The organism is Methylobacterium sp. R2-1 (genome assembly GCF_014191355.1).
Taxonomy (GTDB): domain Bacteria; phylum Pseudomonadota; class Alphaproteobacteria; order Rhizobiales; family Beijerinckiaceae; genus Methylobacterium.
In genome coordinates this window covers 206,464-222,079 of sequence record NZ_JACHWM010000001.1, presented here as the reverse complement: position 1 = coordinate 222,079, position 15,616 = coordinate 206,464, and the positions used below count along the sequence as shown (strand labels likewise).

21 protein-coding genes and 1 pseudogene are annotated in these 15,616 nt (G+C 68.7%); all 22 read left to right on the top strand.

Annotated features, from left to right (window positions below; all coding sequences use genetic code 11):
- Positions 1–25: 25 nt before the first annotated feature.
- The 22 genes and pseudogenes from FHU13_RS01115 to FHU13_RS01010 all read left to right on the top strand — a co-directional run bounded on the left by FHU13_RS01115 (position 26) and on the right by FHU13_RS01010 (position 15,613).
- Positions 26–607, top strand: a complete 582-nt coding sequence (locus FHU13_RS01115; protein ID WP_183434016.1) for an LPD29 domain-containing protein — start codon at positions 26–28, stop codon at positions 605–607.
- A 23-nt stretch (positions 608–630) separates the two neighbouring features.
- Entirely contained in the window at positions 631–912 is a 282-nt protein-coding gene (locus FHU13_RS01110; protein WP_183434015.1) for a helix-turn-helix domain-containing protein, read from the top strand.
- 95 nt (positions 913–1,007) lie between these two features.
- The gene (locus tag FHU13_RS01105) at positions 1,008–1,253 is read left to right on the top strand and encodes a hypothetical protein (protein ID WP_183434014.1); all 246 of its coding nucleotides are present in this window, start codon (positions 1,008–1,010) and stop codon (positions 1,251–1,253) included.
- Between the two features lie 482 nt (positions 1,254–1,735).
- Positions 1,736–1,987, top strand: a complete 252-nt coding sequence (locus FHU13_RS01100) for a hypothetical protein (RefSeq protein WP_183434013.1) — start codon at positions 1,736–1,738, stop codon at positions 1,985–1,987.
- A gap of 79 nt (positions 1,988–2,066) precedes the next feature.
- Positions 2,067–2,990, top strand: coding sequence for a site-specific integrase (locus FHU13_RS01095; protein WP_183434012.1), 924 nt, complete (start codon positions 2,067–2,069; stop codon positions 2,988–2,990).
- Positions 2,987–3,199: a hypothetical protein gene (locus FHU13_RS01090; protein WP_183434011.1), complete on the top strand. Its 213-nt coding sequence runs from the start codon at positions 2,987–2,989 to the stop codon at positions 3,197–3,199. The genes FHU13_RS01095 and FHU13_RS01090 overlap by 4 nt, the downstream gene beginning before the upstream one ends.
- Positions 3,199–3,567 carry a hypothetical protein gene (locus FHU13_RS01085; protein ID WP_183434010.1) on the top strand — a complete coding sequence of 123 codons (369 nt, stop codon included), beginning with the start codon at positions 3,199–3,201 and terminating at the stop codon, positions 3,565–3,567. Before FHU13_RS01090 ends, FHU13_RS01085 begins: the two co-directional genes overlap by 1 nt.
- Entirely contained in the window at positions 3,567–3,782 is a 216-nt protein-coding gene (locus FHU13_RS01080) for a hypothetical protein (protein ID WP_183434009.1), read from the top strand. The genes FHU13_RS01085 and FHU13_RS01080 overlap by 1 nt, the downstream gene beginning before the upstream one ends.
- Complete coding sequence (locus FHU13_RS01075) at positions 3,779–4,087, top strand: hypothetical protein (protein WP_183434008.1); 309 nt, start codon at positions 3,779–3,781, stop codon at positions 4,085–4,087. The genes FHU13_RS01080 and FHU13_RS01075 overlap by 4 nt, the downstream gene beginning before the upstream one ends.
- Positions 4,088–4,090: 3 nt before the next feature.
- The gene (locus FHU13_RS01070) at positions 4,091–4,447 is read left to right on the top strand and encodes a DUF5681 domain-containing protein (protein WP_183434007.1); all 357 of its coding nucleotides are present in this window, start codon (positions 4,091–4,093) and stop codon (positions 4,445–4,447) included.
- Positions 4,359–5,802: pseudogene (locus FHU13_RS01065) on the top strand (terminase large subunit domain-containing protein). The gene FHU13_RS01070 and the pseudogene FHU13_RS01065 overlap by 89 nt, the downstream one beginning before the upstream one ends.
- Positions 5,802–6,131 carry a hypothetical protein gene (locus FHU13_RS01060; RefSeq protein ID WP_183434006.1) on the top strand — a complete coding sequence of 110 codons (330 nt, stop codon included), beginning with the start codon at positions 5,802–5,804 and terminating at the stop codon, positions 6,129–6,131. The pseudogene FHU13_RS01065 and the gene FHU13_RS01060 overlap by 1 nt, the downstream one beginning before the upstream one ends.
- A gap of 4 nt (positions 6,132–6,135) precedes the next feature.
- Positions 6,136–8,460: a portal protein gene (locus FHU13_RS01055; RefSeq protein ID WP_183434005.1), complete on the top strand. Its 2,325-nt coding sequence runs from the start codon at positions 6,136–6,138 to the stop codon at positions 8,458–8,460.
- Between the two features lie 264 nt (positions 8,461–8,724).
- Positions 8,725–9,594, top strand: a complete 870-nt coding sequence (locus tag FHU13_RS01050; RefSeq protein ID WP_183434004.1) for a hypothetical protein — start codon at positions 8,725–8,727, stop codon at positions 9,592–9,594.
- Between the two features lie 27 nt (positions 9,595–9,621).
- On the top strand, positions 9,622–10,857 hold the full coding sequence (locus FHU13_RS01045; protein WP_183434003.1) for a P22 phage major capsid protein family protein: 1,236 nt from the start codon (positions 9,622–9,624) through the stop codon (positions 10,855–10,857).
- 96 nt (positions 10,858–10,953) lie between these two features.
- Positions 10,954–11,484: a hypothetical protein gene (locus tag FHU13_RS01040; RefSeq protein ID WP_183434002.1), complete on the top strand. Its 531-nt coding sequence runs from the start codon at positions 10,954–10,956 to the stop codon at positions 11,482–11,484.
- Position 11,485: 1 nt separating this feature from the next.
- The gene (locus FHU13_RS01035) at positions 11,486–11,938 is read left to right on the top strand and encodes a hypothetical protein (protein WP_183434001.1); all 453 of its coding nucleotides are present in this window, start codon (positions 11,486–11,488) and stop codon (positions 11,936–11,938) included.
- A 3-nt stretch (positions 11,939–11,941) separates the two neighbouring features.
- The gene (locus FHU13_RS01030; RefSeq protein ID WP_183434000.1) at positions 11,942–12,490 is read left to right on the top strand and encodes a hypothetical protein; all 549 of its coding nucleotides are present in this window, start codon (positions 11,942–11,944) and stop codon (positions 12,488–12,490) included.
- Between the two features lie 32 nt (positions 12,491–12,522).
- On the top strand, positions 12,523–13,038 hold the full coding sequence (locus FHU13_RS01025; protein ID WP_183433999.1) for a hypothetical protein: 516 nt from the start codon (positions 12,523–12,525) through the stop codon (positions 13,036–13,038).
- A gap of 121 nt (positions 13,039–13,159) precedes the next feature.
- Positions 13,160–14,047, top strand: a complete 888-nt coding sequence (locus FHU13_RS01020) for a hypothetical protein (RefSeq protein ID WP_183433998.1) — start codon at positions 13,160–13,162, stop codon at positions 14,045–14,047.
- Between the two features lie 4 nt (positions 14,048–14,051).
- Positions 14,052–15,473, top strand: a complete 1,422-nt coding sequence (locus FHU13_RS01015) for a hypothetical protein (RefSeq protein WP_183433997.1) — start codon at positions 14,052–14,054, stop codon at positions 15,471–15,473.
- Positions 15,470–15,613 carry a hypothetical protein gene (locus tag FHU13_RS01010; RefSeq protein ID WP_183433996.1) on the top strand — a complete coding sequence of 48 codons (144 nt, stop codon included), beginning with the start codon at positions 15,470–15,472 and terminating at the stop codon, positions 15,611–15,613. The genes FHU13_RS01015 and FHU13_RS01010 overlap by 4 nt, the downstream gene beginning before the upstream one ends.
- The last annotated feature ends 3 nt before the right edge of the window (positions 15,614–15,616 follow it).

Genomic DNA, 15,616 nt, shown 5'->3' with positions numbered 1-15,616 from the left:
GTTGCCCGGTGATGGAGCTTCCCCAATGACCCTCGTTGCCTTCCCCGTTAAGCCGGTCGCCCCCAAGTCCGAGCCGACCCGCTACATCGGCCTCGCCGAGACGAACAAGATCCTCCGCGCGCACCTGAAGCGCGCCTTCCCCGGCACGAAGTTCACCGTTCGCGGTTCGAGCTACTCCGGCGGCTCCTCCACCGACATCGCCTGGACCGATGGCCCGACCCTCGCGCAGGTCGAGGCGGTCACGTCCGCCTACTCCTCGCGCGGCTTCGACGGCATGATCGACATGTCTTACTCGAAGACGTCCTGGCTGCTGCCGTCGGGCGAGATCGTCACCGGCTACAGCGGCGGCACCGAGGGCTCGGCCGGCTCCGTCGAGGGCTACGTGATCCCGAAGCCCCATCCCCACGCCGAGGCCGTCCACAGCGGCATCGGCTACGTGCATTGCCGCCGCACCGAGAGCGCTGCCTTCGTCGAGACGGTCCGCGCCGCGATCGCCCGGCTGAGCGGGCACGATCTCTGCGCCCTCCTGAACCGCGCCCCGCGTTGGCCGGAGCACGACGAGGCGGCCCGCGTCGCCAAGATCATCCCCGCAACCCGGGCGGCTTGAGCCGCCCACCTGGAGCAAATCCCATGTCCGACCCTGAGAGCGTCCGCAGCACCGCGGACGCGATGAGTGCCGCCCAGATGCGCGAGGCTCTGGAAGCCCTCGGCCTCACCCAGGCTGGGGGCGCTCGGCTGCTCGGCGTGGATGGCCGCACCGTTCGGCGGTGGTGCGCTGAGCCGGGACCGACTGCTCGCGAGGTGCCCCCAACCGTAGCGCGGTTTCTGCGGTTCCTGATCGGTGCGAAGATCCGGCCGGAAGAGGTTGAAGCAACGTTGCGGAACGGGGCGGCACCGGCAACAGAAATGTAGGGCCAATGGCCCTTTTCTGATTGACATGTTAGGGCCAATGGCCCTATAACGAACCTGTCGCAAGGGCGGTGTCGCCCGGTGATGGAGAGACCCAGATGGCCAAGTCCTACGCCGCCGAAGGCAACCGCAACACCGCGATCCGCATCCTCAACGCCTACGCGAACTTCGCCGAGACCCTGGTCGCCGCGGCTGGCATCACCTCCGCCCAGGCTGACGCGGTCGCCCGCTTCTACGTGAAGAACAAGATCGCCAAGGTTGACCCCGTCATCGGCCGCATCTCGGTCAAGCACGGTGCCTACCTCGACCGCGAGGTCATCCTCCGCGCTGCCGCCGCTGCTTGACACCCGACGGATGAAACGTCAGAGATCACTACGTGGAGCGACCCGCGCCCGCAGCCAGGAATGGCCGCGGGCGTTGCTGTATCTGGACCGGAAATCGGGGAGGCAGCCATGAAGCTCTGACCCCGCCACCGTCCGCACCTCTCGTGAAATAGCGGCCCCAGAACCGGGGAGCCGGCCCACCTATGATGGCCGTGCCGCCGAGCCGCCCAACAATCACTCTCGCTGCCGGTAGATACCGGACCCGGACCGCCCTTCTCGGGCGCTCGAAGGCGCCAAGGCCGACATGACCGAGCCTCGCTTTCAACTCTTCCCCTGATGGGGCGCCCAAGATCCAAGGCGGAAAACTGGACGGAAAGGCTCACCCTACGAGCTCGCCCGCCGGCGCGGAGGCCGGCACCCCTTTCCCTCTCTCGAACCGACCCACAGCCACGGCGTTGCCTGCGCGGGACGGACGAGAGCTTCTCTGCCATGATCGGCCCCCGATGAGCGCGCACGCCACCCTCACGGCGATCGAGCAGGAGGCCGAGGCCTTCTGCCGTCGGCGCTTCCGCGATCAGGCCGATTACCTCGAGGCGAAGGATTCGCACTGCAAGCGGGTCCGCACCCTGGTCCGCAAGCTGCGGCGCGAGATCGGCGTCCCCGAGATGTTGTCCTTCGGCACCGGCCGGCGCACCTATGGCGGGCGGTCGTTCAGCGTCGAACTGCGGATGCCGCGGGCTCGGGAGGCGGGCTGATCCGCCACTCTCAACCACTCGAAACCGGGCTTTAGAGTAGGCCTCCGGTTTTCCGATAACAGTCGTTCCCGGAACAATCATGAACACTCTGCCGGTGCCGGTCGCACCGGCGGAAGTCGTTGTCTTCCAAGATCATCTGGCCTCGGCCGCGCAGTACGCGCTCGCTGAAAAAAGCGATGCGACGCGACGGGCCTACGCCTCGGACTGGTCCGACTTCACCGCCTGGGCCGCCGGGCTCGGGCAACCCGCCGCGCCGGCCTCGCCGGCCACGGTCGCGGCCTACCTCGCCAGCCTCGCCGACCGCGGGCTGAAGGCCTCCACGATCGTCCGGCGGGCCGCCGCCATCGGCTACACGCACCGGATCGCCGGGCACGAGCCGCCGACCAACGCGGAAGCCGTGAAGGCGGTGCTCCGGGGCATCAAGCGCCGGCTCGGCGTGGCCGTCGAACGCAAGGCGCCAGCCACCGCCCGCGCGATCGGCGCAATGCTGAAGAAGGTGCCCGACACGCTGACCGGCAAGCGGGATCGCGCGGTGCTGCTGCTCGGCTTCGCCGCAGCGCTCCGTCGGTCCGAGATCGTGGGCCTCCTCGTCGGCGACCTGGAGCGCACACCGGACGGCCTGTTCGTCCACATCCGCAAGTCGAAGACGGATCAGGAAGGCGAGGGCCACGTCGTCGCGATCCCCCGCGGCGGGAAGCTGAAGCCGGTCGAAGCGGTCGAGGAGTGGCTCGCCGCTGCCGGCATCAAGGAAGGCCGGGTCTTCGACCTGACCGACCGGACCGTCGCCAACATTGTGAAGCGCTACGCCGAGGCCGCCAAGCTCGATGCCTCGCTGTTCTCGGGCCACTCCCTCCGCGCCGGCTTCGTCACCTCCGCGCTCGAGGCGGGCGCCGACCTGCTGAAGGTCATGGATGTGACCCGGCACCGCGAGGTGAAGACCCTCAAGGCCTACGACCGCCGGGCGAAGGCCTTCAAGAACCACGCCGGCAAAGGCTTCCTATGACCGCCCGCCCCGCCTCCTCCTACGACGAGGCGGTCCGCCTCGGCCGCATCGACCCCGCGGCCTCGGCCTACGGCGCGCACCTCCGCCGCAAGGGCATCCTCCGCCCGCTGCCGGAGCCCGTCGCCCTGCTCGACACCACGCCCCGCGACGAAGCCGACGCCACACTGGCGGAGGTCGCCGAGACGGTGCTGAAGAGGATCCGCCTGTGATGCTCGACGCCGCCCAACTCGCCCGCGTGCCGGGCATCCTGCGCGAGATCGTGGTCCTCGACCGCGAGATTGCCGGCCTCGCCGATCATCTCGCCGCCGCTCCCGTGGTGGATGTGTCGTGGGGGGCACGAGGTTCGCCGGGTGCGCGCCCTGCGCCGCGACCTGACGGGCAAGGCCCGCGGCCTCTACGGCAAGGCGCCCCTGCGCGGGGACACCGGCCCCGGCCGACCGACTGCGGCGAGGGCCTCCTGATGCCCCGCCTCGTCGCTCTCCTCGTCCTGGCCGGCGTCGCCGTCGCGGCGGTCGGCCGCCGCCCGGCCCGGCCAGCGCCCGCGTTCGTGTTCCCGCTTTCGCGCACGGTGCACTGATGCGTGAGTACCGCGCCATCCCCGCGCCGCGCCGGCCGCGCGCGGACATCGTGCTCGACCAGTTCGATGACATGGCCGTCGTCCGCGACGTGACGGTCTTCGAGCCTGCCGGCGAATGGCGCGAGAGCGGGCTGCTCGACGCCTCCGGCACGCCGCTGATGCGCCGAGACCGCATCGGCCCCATCGGCTTCATCCACCCGAAGGACGAGCGATGACCCGCACCGCCGATCCCCGCCCGCCGCGGTTCGACCGCGCGTGGCTCCTCTTCGGCGTGGTCCCGCTGGCCGTGCTGCTCGCGGCCCCGCATCCGTCGATCGCTGCCGACGGCTTCCTCGCGGTCGCCCTTGCCTGCCCGGCTGGCATCGAGGCGCCCGCCTGCTCGCGCGAGAACGCGACCGACATGCTGGTGCAGCCGTCCGGGCAGTTCGACTGCCTGAAGGTCGGCGAGGTCCTGGCCACGCATCTCGGCCTCGCGCCGGGCGAGCGGCACAAGATCGTCTGCGAGCGGCGGAAGGGCTGAGTCGTGACCCCTGATAATACAGGGCAAAAACAGGGTGCCCCACCCTTCAAGCCGGGCCAGTCCGGCAACCCGGCTGGGCGTCCGAAGGGCTCCCGCAACAAGCTCGGCGAGGCCTTCCTCACGGCCCTATCGAGCGACTTCGACACGCACGGCGTCCTCGCGATCCAGGCCGCCCGCGAAGAGGACCCGGTCGCCTACGTGAAGGTGGTCGCGTCGCTGCTGCCGAAGGAACTGAAGATCGAACGCAGCGCCGTCGAGGAGATGAGCGACGATGAGCTTGCTCGCCTCATTGACGTCGTCCGAGCAGAGATCGGCCCTGCTGGCGAGGCTGGAGAAGGAGAGGGCTCGGCGGGCGGCTGAAAACAAGCTGGCCGCCTACGGGCCCTACGCGAAGCAACGCGAATTCCACAACGCGTCGTCTGAGCACCGCGAGCGCCTTTTCATGGCGGGCAACCAGCTCGGAAAGACGCTGGCCGGGGCCGCCGAAACTGCGATCCACCTCACCGGCCTCTATCCCGATTGGTGGCGTGGCCGTCGCTTTGATCGTCCTGTTCGCGGCTGGGCCGGCTCAGAGACGAACGAAGTCACGCGAGACGGCGTGCAACGCTACCTCGTCGGCGAACCGAAGAACGAGCAGGCATGGGGCACGGGCTGGGTCCCGAAGGCCCGGTTGAAGGACTGGACCCGGCGCCAGGGCGTGCCGAACGCCCTCGACGGTATCATGGTCGAGCACGTCTCCGGCGGGCTCTCGATGCTAGGCTTCAAGAGCTACGACCAGGGCCGCACGAAGTGGCAGGGCGAGACGCTCGACTTCGTGTGGCTCGATGAGGAGCCGGACCACGCCCTCTACATGGAAGCGCTGACCCGAACGAACGCGACGCACGGGTTCGTCTTCCTGACCTTCACGCCGCTGAAGGGCATGTCGACCACGGTGGACAGCTTCGTGCAGGAGTGTGGGCTCGGTGAGTAAGCACATCACCCGCATGACGATCCACGATGCGGAGCACTACACGCCCGAGCAGCGGCAGGCGATCATCGACGCGTACCCGGCTCACGAGCGCGAGGCCCGCACCAAGGGGCTGCCATCGCTCGGCTCGGGCCGCATCTTTCCGATCCAGGAAGAGGACATCCTCTGCGACGCGTTCGCGATCCCGGCGCACTGGCCGCAGATCGTCGGCGTCGACTTCGGCTGGGATCACCCCTTTGCCGCGATCCGCTCGGCCTGGGATCGCGACGCGGATATCTGGTACCTGACCGCCGAGTACGCGCAGAGCGAGTCGACACCGGTCATTCACGCCGCGGCCGTGAAGCCATGGGGCGACTGGTTGCCGGTCGCGTGGCCGCACGATGGCCTCCAGCACGATAAAGGCTCGGGCGAGGATCTGGCCAGCCAGTACCGCACGCAGGGCCTCGCCATGCTGCACGAGAAGGCCACGCACGAGGACGGCGGCAACGGTGTCGAGGCGGGCGTCCTCGACATGCTGGCGCGGATGCAGACCGGCCGTTGGAAGGTCTTCCGGCACCTTTCGGGCTGGCTCGGCGAGTTCCGCCTCTACCACCGCAAGGACGGGAAGATCGTGAAGGAGCGCGACGATCGCCTCTCGGCATCGCGCTACGGCTACATGATGCGCCGCTTCGCTGAGACGGAGCCAGCGCCTCTGAAGATCGGAAGCCGTGGCGCCCGTGGTGGCCGCGGCGGCTGGATGGGTGCGTGATGAAGCTCGACGATTTCAAGCTCTGGTTCGCTGGCGTCATCGCAGGTTGTGACGGGGGCGGTATTGGTCCGCAGCTCGCTCACGAGATCGAGCAGAAGCTCGCGACCGTGAAGGCCGAATCCATTGCGTCGGCGCACGAGGCTCCCGCCGACGCCCGGGCCATCCATGTGACGCTGACCGGTGGCGAGGTCGTGCATCTCCACGAGCGTTACGGCCGCTCCTGGGTCGTCTCCTACGACCTGCCGAATGATGCCTTCGTGTGCCGCCAAGACAAGGTCGGCGCGAACTTCGACGCGTGCCAGCGCCGCACCGGCTGGATGGATTGCTGATCCCATGGGCCGCTTCACCGATTCCCTGCTCGGCCGGCTGCGCAAGCCGTCGAAGCCCGAGGCCGATGCGAAGGGCGATCCCCTCGACAAGGTGCTCGACGTCGCGAAGAAGCGCTGGCGCCGCGCCGACGAGTACGATCGCGCGAACCGAGAAGAGGCCTACGCGGATCTCGACTTCCTCGAGACCCCCGGCGCGCAGTGGCCGGAGCGCGAGCGCCAGATGCGCGAGGCCGAGGGCCGGCCCTGCCTCGAGTTCAATCGCCTGCCGACCACCATCGCCCAGATCACGGGTGACATTCGGCAGATGCGGCCGGCCATCAAGGTCGTGCCGGTCGATAGCCGCGGCGATCCCGACACGGCCGAGACCATCGCCGGCATGGTGCGGTACGTCGAGAACCGCTCGGACGCGCCGTCAGCCTACTTCTCGGCCGCGGATCAGCAGGTCGGCGCCGGCATCGGGCACTGGAAGATCATCACCGAGTACGGCTCCGACTCCACCTTTGAGCAGGAGATCCGCATCGTCGGCGTGCCCGATGGCGTCGGTGTCCGCTGGGACCCGGATGCGGTACTGCCGACCCGCGAGGATGCGAAGTTCTGCTTCGTGCCGGTCGATATGAGCCGGGACGTCTACGAAGAGACCTATCCGGACCACCCAGCGGCGGAGATCGGCGACACAGACCTGACGCGCTCCGGCATGGCCGAGTGGGCGGGCGCCGACATGGTGCGCATCGCCGAATATTACACCAAGACGCCCGTCGAGAAGACGCTGGCCCTGATGCCTGACGGCGAGATCATCGACCTCACCGACGAGGCCGACGAAGACCACGCCGAGAAGCTCGACCTGATCGCGCAGGCCAAGGCCACGGGCGCGCGGGTGCGGATCGAGAAGCGCCCCGGCCACCGCGTCGAGCGCTACGTCATCAGCGCGAACGCCGTTCTCGACGGCCCGACCGAGATCCCTGGTCGCTTCATCCCCGTTGTGCCGGTCGTCGGCGTCGAGATGACCATCGGCAAGCGCCGGGCCCGCCGCGGCGTGATCCGGTTCGCGAAGGATTCGCAGCGAGCCTACAATTACACCCGCTCGACCCATACCGAGGTGGTCGCGCTCCAGCCCAAGTCGCCGTTCGTCGGCACTGAGAAGATGTTCAAGGGCTACGAGCACCTCTGGGACACGGCCAACAGCACCAATCACCCGTTCCTGGTCTACAATTCCGATCCAGCATCCCCAACGGCGCGGCCGGAGCGCTCCACGCCGCCCGTCGCCTCCTCCGGCCTCGCCGAACTGTCGCGCGAGGCGGCCGAGGACCTGAAGGCGGTCACAGGCGTCTACGATGCCAGCCTCGGCGCCCGCTCGAACGAGACCTCGGGCAAGGCGATCATGGCCCGCCAGCGCGAGGGCGACGTCGGCTCCTTCGTTTACATCGTGAACTTCTCGCGCAGCATCCGGCATACCGGCGCGATCGTCGTCGACATGATCCCCCACGTCTACGACACGGCGCGCACGCTCCGGATCGTGGGTGAGGACGGCAAGGTTGACCTCGTCCAGATCAACCAGGTGGGCGGCCTCGCCGACGATGGCCAGCCGCTCGACAAGATCCAGAACGATGTCACGGTCGGCGCTTACGATGTCGCGATGGAGATGGGGCCGAGCTACACGACCCGGCGCGAGGCCGCACTCGACGGCATGATCCAACTGGTGCAGGCCGCGCCGCAGCTCGCCCCCCTCGTGCTCGACCTCCTGGCCAAGGCGCAGGATTGGCCGATGGCGGACAAGATCGCCAAGCGCATCCGGACCATGCTGCCGCCCCAGATCCAGGCACAGGAGGCACAGGAGAGCGGCGAGCCCATGCCGCCGCCCATGCCGCCCTCACCGCAGGAGCAAGCTGCCATGGCGCAGCAGGAGCGCCAGCAGCAGATCGAGGCCGGTCGCCAGCAGCTCGACATGGAAAAGCTCGCCGTGGAGCGCGAGAAGCTCCAGGCCGACGTGCTGAAGATCCAGGCCGAGATCGAGAAGGCTCAGATCGAGGCCGAGGCCCGTGTGATGGAGGCCAATCGCCCGCAGGTGCCGGGCATGGAGGGGGTTGCCCCCGCGACCGACCCGCGCCTCGACGCCATCGCCGCGGCCGTCGCGCAGCTCTCGGAGGTGGTCTCGATGATCATGGAGGAGATGTCGGCGGTCGAACCTCCGCCGCCGGATCTGCCCGCCGAACCCGAAGCGCCGCCTGCGGCGCTGCCCACCGACTTCATCGAGGCGCCTCCGGGCGCCTTTTCTTTTGACCCTGGCGCGCTGGGACAGCCCTCCGCCGAGATGACGGGTCCGCCCGCATGACGATCCTCTGGGCCGCCGATCCGACGCAGTAGCGCCCGAATCCTCTTGACCCGACGGGCAAAACAGCCCCAAGAACTAGACGTCGCGAGACGTGCGGGCACGGCCCCGTCGGCGGCAATCCAACCATCCTGATCGGCGCGCCCCGCCGTGGGGCGAATTGCGCCCTCCCCGATCCCGCAGGCCGGCGGACCCGCTGCCAGGCCGCGAGGATGCACCGAACCCGCCCGCTCTCAGCGCGGCGGGTTTTTTCATGGACCACGACACATGGACGAGGATCTGATCGTGCTGGGCGCGCCGGCGGAGACGCCAGCGGCAGGTAGCGAAGCCTCGGACGCGTCGGCCGCGACGATCGAAGGCCAGCCGGCCGAGATCGAGACGGGCGCCGCAACGCCAGGGAAAGAAGGGGGCGAATCCGCCACCGAGCCGAAGCCGGAGCCTGCGAAGGTCGAGGGCGAGGGCGAGGGCGGCGAGGACAAGCCCAAGAAGCGTTCCGGCATCCAGCGGATGCAGGACCAGATCGCCCGCTTGCGGGCCGAGAACGACTCCCTCCGCAGCGCGGCTCCGGCTGCCGGCGAGGATCGGGCTGCGGCCATCGAGAAGGAGATCGGCCCGGCTCCTAAGGAGGAGGACTTCAAGGACTGGGCGGAATTCGACCGCGCGCAGCGTCGCTACGACGTTAAGCTCGCCGTCGCCGAACAGCGCTTTGATGACCGCGCGGCCGACACGTCCCGCCGTCAGGCTGCCGATCAGGCCGCCGAGCGTGAGGCCGCTGTCGAGGCCTTCCAAGAGCGTCTCGACGAGACCCGGGGCAAGATCCCTGACTTCGACAAGGCGCTCGCGGAGGCCAAGGACCGCGAGGTGAAGCCCCACGTCACCGAGCTGGTGATCGAGAGCGAGAAGGGCGGCCTGCTCGCCTACTATCTCGCCAAGAACCCCGATGTGCTCACGAAGCTCAACGGGATGAGCGAGCGCGCAGCGGCCAAGGCCGTCGGCGCCCTCGAACAGCGCCTGACCCTGGCGAAACCCAAGACTGCAACTGCCGCTCCGCCGCCTGCCAAGCAGGTGTCCGGGGCCTCCAAGCCGTCGTCCCCCGACAGCGATCTCGATGCGTGGCTGGCCAAGAAATACGGCTGACCACCACCAATCGAAGGATAACTCTCCGTGACCAACACCCTCGCAACCACTAATATCATCGCCAAGGCGGCGGTGAAGATCCTCGACAACGAGCTCGGCATGGGCTCCCGCGTCTTCCGCGGCTACGAGGACGAGTTCTCGAAGAACGTCAACGGCTACAAGGTCGGTGACACGGTCTCCATCCGGAAGCCGGCGCAGTTCCGCGTCCGCACCGGCCTCGTCGCGTCCAACCAGGACGTGATCGAGGGTAAGACCGCGATCCAGGTCAACAAGGTGGCTGGCGTCGACTTCCAGTTCTCCTCGACCGACCTCGCGCTCAACATCGGCGACCTCGCCGAGCGCGTGATCAAGCCGGCCATGGTGCCGATCGCCAACCAGATCGACCAGGACCTGCACGCCTGCGCGCTGCAGAACTTCTGGAACTGGGTCGGCACCCCGGGCAACACCATCGCGAACTACGGCAAGTTCCTCGCGGGCGTGCAGCGCCTCAACGAGATGGCCGTGCCGTCCGACGAGCGCTCCGCCGCCCTGTCGCCGGCCGACCACGTCGCCCTGCTCGGCAACCAGGCGCAGCTCTACATCGACGGCGCCAACACCGACGCTTACCGCAAGGCGAAGCTCGGCGGCCTCGCCGGTGTCGAGCCGTTCATGACCCAGAACGCCCCGACGCTGACCACGGGCACCCGCACCAACGGCACCGTCAACGGCGCCGGGCAGGCGGTGACCTACTCCGGAGCGCAGGCGAACTCCTGGGGCCAGACCCTCAACATGGCCGGTCTGGGCGCGGGCGGTACGATCCGCGCGGGTGAAGTGTTCAGCATCGCGGGCGTCCAGGCCGTCAACCCGGTGACGAAGCAGGTCCTGCCCTACCTCCAGCAGTTCGTCGCTACCGCCGCGGCCACCGCTGACGGTACCGGCAACGCGGCGGTGCAGATCGCCCCGGCGATCATCACCACGGGCGCCTACCAGACCGTTTCGGCCGCTCCGGCTGCCGGCGCGGTCGTCACCTGGAACGGTGCCGCCTCGTCCACCTTCCAGCAGAACCTGATGTTCCATCGGAACGCTCTGGCGCTGGTGTGCGTGCCCTTCGAGAAGCCGGCCGGTGTGCCGACCGACCAGATCGGCGCGCAGGACTACAAGGGCATCCACGTGATGCTGGTGCCCTACTTCGACGGCCCGAACCGCGTGTCCAGCTGGCGTCTCGACGTGCTGTACGGCGTGGCCGCCATCGACCCCCGCCTCGGCACCCGCGTCAGCGGCTAAGCCATCCCACCACCGACTGAAGACGAAAGGGCGCCCTCGTGGCGCCCTTCGTCGTTCTGGGGCCATGCGCGCCCCGTCACCTCCGACGAGGCGTTCATGGAAACCACCGAGACCGTCGCGACCTGGGGCTACAAGCCCGATGGGTCCGCCAAGATCTTCGACCTCGCTCCCGGTGCTGGCCTGCCGGAGGGCTGGCACCTCTCCCCGTCCGTCATCACCGATCCTGGGCTCGCGACGGCGGGCGCCCTGACCATGCGCGCGACTGGTCTGACCTTCGCGCATACGGCCGAGGTGCCGGCGTCTGAGCCGTCCGCAGTCGACGAGCTGCTGGCCGCGCTCACCGAGATCGACCGCCTGAAGGGCGTGATCGAGGCCGGTATGGCGGAGAACGCCACCCTCGTCGCCGAGATCGACTCCGCCGAGAAGACGCTGGAAGGCGCTTCTGCCGCGATGTCCGACCTGCAGGCGGCTCTCGCCAAGGCGCAGGAGGATGGCGGCTTCGCCGTCGCCGAACGCGACGAGGCGACCAAGGCCATCGACGCCCTGAAGGCGGAACTCGCGCAGGTGAAGGCCGACCTCGACGAGGCCACGAAGCCGAAGCCCGCCACCGCCGCGAAGGGCCGCTAAGATGAAGACCCGCGAGGATCTGATCGCGCGGGTTCTCAAGAACCTCGGCGTGCTCGCCGCTGGCCAGTCGCCGAGCGATGAGGACCGCGCCGAGGTCGACGACCTGATCGACCCCGTCTGCGCGAAGCTGCTCGACGACGGGGTCGCCAAGCTCAACGGCGACGAGATCGACGACGCGGCTTACCTGCCGCTCGCCCGCATCGTCGGCGAGCAGGCGATGACGCCCTACGGGATCTCCGGCCAGAAGGCCGCAGAGATCAAGGCGGATGCCGAGCAAGCCCGCACCGACCTGAAGCTCGCGTATCGGGTCTACGACGCCCGTCCGCCGATGCGCCTGGAACAGTTCTGGGGCCGTCGCGGTGGCTCGGCGCCGATCAACAGCCGCGGTCGGCCCATCACGCCGCCCGAGGACATCGATCTCGACGTCACGGTCGACGGCGGCCGGCGGGGCTGATCCATGGCGCGCACGCTCGAGGAGAAGATCCGCAGCCCGAAGTTGGCGCGAGCGTTCGGCCCCGGCTACCGGCCGCCGACCACCGGCATGGATTCCCTTGCCGAGGGTGAGCCGCTCGTCGTCTTCCCCGACAAGGTGCTCCTCGTTGGCTCCGGCGGCGGCGCATACGAGACGTTCGATCTCAGCGGCGCCAGCGGCGGTCCGGTCGAAGATCTGACTGCGCCGGCGGTTGAGCCCATCAGCGGGCATCGCGGCATCCGGGCCGTCGCTGGCGGTGTCGCGCTCGCCTCGGCCTCCGATCCCTCACACTTCGGCGCCTTGGTCGGCATCTCGACCGGTGCAGCCGCGGCAGGCGCGCTCTGCACCTACGTCGCCGCCGGTCCCGTGACCGAACCGTCCTGGTCGTGGAGCCCCGGCCCGGTGCTACTCGGCCCGGACGGGCTGCTGACCCAGCAAGAACCGACGAGCGGCTTCCTTCAGCAGGTCGGCCTCTCCGACGCTCCGACCCGGCTCATCGTCGGAATCCTTCCGCCCATCAAGATCGCGGGATGATCCGCATCGTCATGAGAACCGAGGAGTAGACCATGGCAGCCCCCCGCTTCCTGCAGAAGCTTGCAGGTGGATTTCAGGAGGTGGTCGCGACCGTGCTCGGCGGCGCCGGCAACGGCGAGAAGATCGTCTCGACCAACGTCTCCGGCCTGCTCGACATTTCGCTGTTTCCGGCCGGTATCGGCGCCGACGTCGTCACCGTCCCCGCGAGTGAGGCCCTAGCGGCGGGAGCTGCGGTGAACCTCTGGGCGAATGCTGGCGCCACGAACGCCCGCAACGCCGACGGCGCGACTGCCTCGGGCGGCAAGAAACTCGACGGGTTCGTGATTGCGGCGGTGGCTTCCGGCGCCTCTGCGACGGTGTACCGGAACGGTCTGAACACGGGCCTCACGGGCCTCACGCCGGGCACCGATTACTACCTCGGCACCACGGCCGGCGCGTTCACGGCGACCCCGCCCAGCGCGGCCGGGCAGACGCTGCAGTACGCCGGCAAGGCGATCACCGCGACCTCCCTCGACGTCCAGCCCGGCCCGTTCGTCGGCCTCGCCTGATCCTCGTCGCTCGCAAGCTCACCGGAGACGTTGAATGGCCCTCCGGAAGGCGCTCGCCAGTGTTCTCGGCGGCTTCCGCGAGATCGCGGCCACGGATCAGATCGCCTGCGACGCGGGCGCGATGACCGTCACGCCGACAGGCGGGACGCAGCAGACTGTACCTGCGGCTATCGCCGCGCGTGTGCTGGGCGATGCAAACGGGAAGGTGCGACCGTCTCGGCTCGAAATCGGCAACATGGCCGCGAACCTCTGCCCCAATGGGGACATGGAGGATGTAGCGGGCGGCGCGGTGATCGGCTGGGGTGTTCTGGCGCCGACGACCGCCGGCAGCACGATCTCGGCCACCACGACGACGGCCTATGCCGGAACGACCTCGCTCCTCCTGACCAAGACGACGGCGGACGCCAACTCCAGCGTCGCGTCCGTTGGGTCTCGCATGCCGGTGGAGCCCCAATCGGTCTACGGAGGCAGTGTTTTCGCTGCGGCGATTGCGAATGCGAGCGCTTCCGGCCTGAACATAAGTATCTTCTGGTACGACAAGAACGACACGTTTTCCTCGACTACCCCAATATTTGTGAACCTGCCTATTCCGCTTGATTGGACGGAGCGGCCATTTCAGGTTCGAGCACCGGCTGGTGTCTCATTTGCCCGCATCGGCATCTACAACACGGCCGCATCGACCGCGCAGTCCGTCGCCGTTGATGCCGTCGTGTTCCGCCGCGCATCTGGCGCGACAGGCATCGAGGACGCGGCGATCACGCCGCTCAAGCTCTACGCGCCGACCCGCGGGCAGTTCTTCCGCGCCTTGGAGAACTCCGGCGCGGGCCGTGTCGCGACGGTCACCGATGCCGTTCCCTCCGACCGTGGCGACGCAATCAACATCGCCTTCAATCACACCACGTTCGTGACGCAGGCCGGCGCACTCGCGCAGTTCGTGAAGACGACGCTCAGCCTCACGGACGCGCAACTCGCCGCGATCATCACCGCCGCACGATCGGTAGCGGAGTAGACCCTTGCCCGCCATCGCATGGCCTCTGTCGAGCCGCCCGGGCCTCTCGGATGCGGAGGGCGCCGGCCGCCTCATCAACGCGTTCGCCGAGAAGCTTGGGGACGGCGCCCGCGCCCCGGTCTCGGTGCGGCGGGCACCCGGGCTGTCTCGATTCGTCGATGTCGGTGTCTCGGGCCCGCGCGGCGCGCGCCAGGTCGGCCCTGTGGTGCTCGCGGCCTACCAGAACACTTTAGTGCGGATCTCCGAGGATCGCACGGTCGCCGCACTGGGCCCGCTGCCGGGCTCGGAGCGGATCACCATCGCCCGCAACAACCGCCAGCCGAACCCAGACGCGGTCGCGGTGACGGAACTCGGCGCCTATCGGTTTCTGCCCGACGGCGCGCCGCAGCCGTTGCAGACACCCTCCGGCCTGCCGGCGCCGAACTCGGTCTGCGAACTGTTCGGCATCCTGTTCTTCACCGCCGGCAACGGCGACTGCTACGCGACCGGCATCAACGGTCTGACCTTCAACACCAACGACAAAACGACGGAGCAGGCGCGGCCCGGCGGGCTTCTGCGCGGCATCGCCTTCCGCGACGAGCTGTTCCTGTTCGGTCCGTCGGGAATCGGCGTCTATGGCGGGCAATCGCAGGCCAACGGCTTCCCGCTCGCTCGGGTGACCGGTATTCCGCGCGGACTGATCGGCCCGTGGGCGGTCGCCGGTCACGAGGAAGGCTGGTCGAACGAACTGATCTGGGTGGGCGACGATTCAGTTGTCTATCAGCTCAGCGGTTACAGCCCGGCGCGGATCTCGAACCACGACGTCGAGCGCGATCTCGCGGCGGCGGCAAAGGTCGACCCGAAGGCGATCGAGGCCTCGGTGCATCTCGTCGCCGGGCATGCCTTCTGGGCGGTCTCGATGCCGGGGCGCACCTGGGTCTATGACCTGACCACGCAGCAGTGGCACGAGCGCGCCAGCCATCAGTCGGCGCGCTGGCGGGCCTCGCAGAGCGTGAAGGCCTTCGGGCGCTGGCTCGTCGGCGACACGGTCGGCACCGGCCTGCTCGAGGTGACGGAGAGCGCTTTCGGCGAGGACGGCGATCCGCTGCGCTTCCGCGTCGAAAGCCTGCCGGCGCAGGGCTTCCCGGCCCGCCTCGCGATCCCGCGGGCGGATTTCGACTTCGCCCTCGGTGTCGGTGGCCTCTCCGCCGATCCGACGATCTCGGATCCCCGTGTCCTGATCTCATGGTCCGACGACGGCGGGCGGACCTGGAGCAATCCGCTCTCCCGACCACTTGGGCGCCAGGGCGAGAGCCGCACCCGCATCAACCTCCTGCGCACCGGCATGACGGGGCCACAGGGCCGGATCTGGCGCGTGGACGTGTCCGATCCGGTTTACTGCGCCCTGCTTGGGGGCGCGATGGCAGTCGAGGCCCGCACCGAATGAGCACCAAGCCCACCCTCACCAAGCCTACCCTTCCGAACGCCGCCTCGCTGCCGTTGCCGCGCGAGTGGTTCCGGTTCCTCTCCGAACTGCTCGCCTACGTGGCGGCGCTCGAAGACCGCATCGCCAAACTGGAGGCCTGATCC

Coding starts and splice junctions, on each gene's coding strand:
- FHU13_RS01080 (WP_183434009.1), top strand. CDS start 3,567: ATGCGTGAGTACCGCGCCATCCCCGCGCCGCGCCGGCCGCGCGCGGAC.
- FHU13_RS01030 (WP_183434000.1), top strand. CDS start 11,942: ATGGCGCGCACGCTCGAGGAGAAGATCCGCAGCCCGAAGTTGGCGCGA.
- FHU13_RS01040 (WP_183434002.1), top strand. CDS start 10,954: ATGGAAACCACCGAGACCGTCGCGACCTGGGGCTACAAGCCCGATGGG.
- FHU13_RS01025 (WP_183433999.1), top strand. CDS start 12,523: ATGGCAGCCCCCCGCTTCCTGCAGAAGCTTGCAGGTGGATTTCAGGAG.
- FHU13_RS01075 (WP_183434008.1), top strand. CDS start 3,779: ATGACCCGCACCGCCGATCCCCGCCCGCCGCGGTTCGACCGCGCGTGG.
- FHU13_RS01085 (WP_183434010.1), top strand. CDS start 3,199: ATGCTCGACGCCGCCCAACTCGCCCGCGTGCCGGGCATCCTGCGCGAG.
- FHU13_RS01050 (WP_183434004.1), top strand. CDS start 8,725: ATGGACGAGGATCTGATCGTGCTGGGCGCGCCGGCGGAGACGCCAGCG.
- FHU13_RS01035 (WP_183434001.1), top strand. CDS start 11,486: ATGAAGACCCGCGAGGATCTGATCGCGCGGGTTCTCAAGAACCTCGGC.
- FHU13_RS01060 (WP_183434006.1), top strand. CDS start 5,802: ATGAAGCTCGACGATTTCAAGCTCTGGTTCGCTGGCGTCATCGCAGGT.
- FHU13_RS01095 (WP_183434012.1), top strand. CDS start 2,067: ATGAACACTCTGCCGGTGCCGGTCGCACCGGCGGAAGTCGTTGTCTTC.
- FHU13_RS01105 (WP_183434014.1), top strand. CDS start 1,008: ATGGCCAAGTCCTACGCCGCCGAAGGCAACCGCAACACCGCGATCCGC.
- FHU13_RS01100 (WP_183434013.1), top strand. CDS start 1,736: ATGAGCGCGCACGCCACCCTCACGGCGATCGAGCAGGAGGCCGAGGCC.
- FHU13_RS01010 (WP_183433996.1), top strand. CDS start 15,470: ATGAGCACCAAGCCCACCCTCACCAAGCCTACCCTTCCGAACGCCGCC.
- FHU13_RS01020 (WP_183433998.1), top strand. CDS start 13,160: ATGACCGTCACGCCGACAGGCGGGACGCAGCAGACTGTACCTGCGGCT.
- FHU13_RS01115 (WP_183434016.1), top strand. CDS start 26: ATGACCCTCGTTGCCTTCCCCGTTAAGCCGGTCGCCCCCAAGTCCGAG.
- FHU13_RS01055 (WP_183434005.1), top strand. CDS start 6,136: ATGGGCCGCTTCACCGATTCCCTGCTCGGCCGGCTGCGCAAGCCGTCG.
- FHU13_RS01110 (WP_183434015.1), top strand. CDS start 631: ATGTCCGACCCTGAGAGCGTCCGCAGCACCGCGGACGCGATGAGTGCC.
- FHU13_RS01090 (WP_183434011.1), top strand. CDS start 2,987: ATGACCGCCCGCCCCGCCTCCTCCTACGACGAGGCGGTCCGCCTCGGC.